Source organism: Candidatus Aquarickettsia rohweri (genome assembly GCF_003953955.1).
Lineage (GTDB): Bacteria > Pseudomonadota > Alphaproteobacteria > Rickettsiales > Midichloriaceae > Aquirickettsia > Aquirickettsia rohweri.
The window spans coordinates 1-2,672 of the sequence record NZ_RXFM01000124.1; the positions used below are offsets into that span (position 1 = coordinate 1).

5 protein-coding genes are annotated in these 2,672 nt (G+C 27.2%); 2 read left to right on the forward strand and 3 right to left on the reverse strand.

Annotation, left to right across the window (positions count from 1 at the left end):
* Positions 1 to 157: IS66 family insertion sequence element accessory protein TnpA (gene tnpA / locus EIC27_RS08495; RefSeq protein ID WP_410519448.1), on the reverse strand; the 157-nt coding region annotated here is incomplete at its 3' end.
* Positions 158 to 247: 90 nt separating this feature from the next.
* Here tnpA and EIC27_RS06610 point away from each other — a divergent pair.
* Both EIC27_RS06610 and EIC27_RS06615 read left to right on the forward strand, forming a co-directional pair.
* Positions 248 to 814: a polysaccharide deacetylase family protein gene (locus EIC27_RS06610; RefSeq protein WP_126045263.1), complete on the forward strand. Its 567-nt coding sequence runs from the start codon at positions 248 to 250 to the stop codon at positions 812 to 814.
* Positions 807 to 1,619, forward strand: a complete 813-nt coding sequence (locus EIC27_RS06615) for a class I SAM-dependent methyltransferase (RefSeq protein WP_126045264.1) — start codon at positions 807 to 809, stop codon at positions 1,617 to 1,619. The genes EIC27_RS06610 and EIC27_RS06615 overlap by 8 nt, the downstream gene beginning before the upstream one ends.
* Here the strand turns inward: EIC27_RS06615 and EIC27_RS06620 are convergent.
* Entirely contained in the window at positions 1,616 to 2,251 is a 636-nt protein-coding gene (locus tag EIC27_RS06620; RefSeq protein ID WP_162298366.1) for an L-threonylcarbamoyladenylate synthase, read from the reverse strand. The two genes, EIC27_RS06615 and EIC27_RS06620, sit on opposite strands and share 4 nt — an antisense overlap.
* Positions 2,252 to 2,256: 5 nt before the next feature.
* Positions 2,257 to 2,672: complex I subunit 1/NuoH family protein (locus EIC27_RS06625; RefSeq protein ID WP_205702364.1), on the reverse strand; the 416-nt coding region annotated here is incomplete at its 5' end.

The window sequence follows — 2,672 nt, forward strand, 5'->3', positions numbered from 1 at the left end:
CTACAAGAATTCTGTGCCATTTATAAAATGTACTTCTCGGCACATTCTTTTGCTTACAAAATTCATATTTACTTACATTACTTTTTTTATATTCTTCTACTAGCTCTTTCCATTTTTCATTACTTATTCTTTTTTTCTTTTTTTCTAATAGCATCATTAGCCTCTATTTTTTTAGGCTTTTGTTCTACCACTTATTTTTATTCTTGCCTAGATGCCCTTATTTTAGCGCTTACTTATTTCAATAGATATGTGTCCTTCAATTAATAAAATAGAAAAGAATTTATTTGTTAAACTAAAAGAAAAATCTAAGTTAAACAAAGTACATATATCGATAGCAATAAGTGGATTATGGATTATACAGAATAAAGAGGATTTCATTTGGTTACAATCTCTTAAGGAAGATGATTTTATTATTACATGGGTAAATCATAGTTTTACACATAGATATTATAAAGACGTAGATATGCAGAACAATTTCTTACTCTTATCAGATACAGTTGTTCAATCTGAAATTTTAGATATAGAAAGAATTCTAATTGAGCATGGAGAAGTACCTTCAATATTTTTTAGATTCCCTGGATTAATTTCGGATGAAAAATTTGTTGAAGTATTAAAAAAATATGGTTTAGTACAATTAGGTGCACGTGCTTGGATTTCTAAAATGAAAAAAGATGAAAATATAGAAAAAGGTGATATTATTCTAATTCACGGTAATGGTAACGAAGAAAGAAAAGCTCTAGAGGAACTTTACAAATTTATTAAGGATACTAATTTAAAGTTTTTAAATTTAGAAGATGAAATAAAATATGAATAATAGAACCTACATACTAAATACAGGCTCTGAAACAGAGCATAGATTGAGTATATTAGAAAAAATTTATGGGGAATATACGACTAAATTATTTCAAGAGATAAATTTTCAAAAAGGAATGAAAGTAGCTGTAATAGGTTGTGGTTCTGGTTCAGGTATAGAGCAAATATATAAAAAAATAGGAAAGGATGGTCGTATATTATGTGTAGATATTAGTCCTGAGCAAACCTCCTTAACAAAAAATATATTAGAGTCTAAAGGAATTAATAATGTGGACTATGTAGTAGCGGATATAGAAGAGTATATTGGTAATAGTGATTATGATGTAGTGTATTGTAGGTTTGTGCTTATACATCTGCATAATCCAATTATAGCGTTAAAAAACATGTTAAGTTTTATAAAAGAAAAAAGCACTATCGCTTGTGAAGAGCATAGTTATGAGGATATTTTTAATTACCCCACTTCAAATGCAATTGATAAATACAAAACACTATTAAAGAAAATCAGCAATATATTGAAGTTAGATTATGCTTTTGGTAAAAAATTATATTATGAAATGAATTTATTGGATATTGATATTTCATATGTCAAAAAGTGTGTGCCTTTATGCAATTCCTATGATCAAAAAACATTGTTATTACTGTCTTTGATAGAAGAGAAGAATCACTTTATTAGCCAAAATTTATTAAGAGAGGGAGAAATAGAGGGAATGATTCAAGAAATGAAAACAATTGCAAAGAAAAAAGAAATAATACAAAGTCCAGGAAGTGTTTTTCAATGTATAGGAAAAAAGAAATCAAATCATTAGCTTAGAATTCTTTCTAACTGAATTTTAGGAATTCTTCCTTTCCTAAGTATTTTATATTTTTCATTATTAGTAAATTCAATAATGGTTGAAGCAGTTAAACAATTATCACTTAATTCTTTATTGTCTTTGATAATGAAATTTACTTTATTTTGAAACTCTTTAATAATTTCATCTAAAGAGTTAATATTTTTTTGATTAGAAATATTTGCACTTGTTGCAATAATTGGTTTATTTATAGATTGGCAAATAGATTGTATTAATTTGTTTTTTGGAACTCTAATAGCAATTTTTTGATTATTCTTTAAAAGATTAGGAAGATTTTTATGAGTATTTTTAATCCTAGATACTAAGGTTAGAGCCCCTGGCCAGAATTTATTTGCTAGACTTAATTCTTTCTTATAAAAATTAGCATATAAGCTAGCCATTTTTGTATTGGACATAAACATGGGCAAGGTTTTATCTAGAGGTCTATGTTTTAGTGTATAAATTTTTTGTATTGCTTCTATATTTGTTGCATCGCATGATAGTGCATAAATTGTATCAGTAGGAATGCAAATAATCTTGCCTTGATTGAACGCGCTATATATTTCTTCTAGATTATCTTGTGAAAGTATTACTGATTTATTCTTCATAAAATTTATGAGTACACCACGACAGTAGCAATTATGATAACCCAAACTAAAGTAAATGGTAAGAACACTTTCCATCCCAATCTCATTAACTGGTCATACCTAAATCTTGGAATTGAAGCTCTAACCCATATAAAAATAAAGAGACAGAACATGACCTTCAATATAAACCAAATAAAGCCAGGAATAAAATTCAAAAACTCTAATTTAAAAGGAGGTAACCATCCTCCCATAAATAATAAAACTGCAAATGAGCTCATTAATATCATATTTGCATACTCTCCTAGAAAAAATAATGCAAATGGCATTGATGAATACTCTACATTATATCCAGCAACTAATTCTGATTCTGCTTCAGGTAAATCAAAAGGATGCCTATTTGTTTCAGCTAATATGGAAATAAAAAATACTATAAACATAGGAA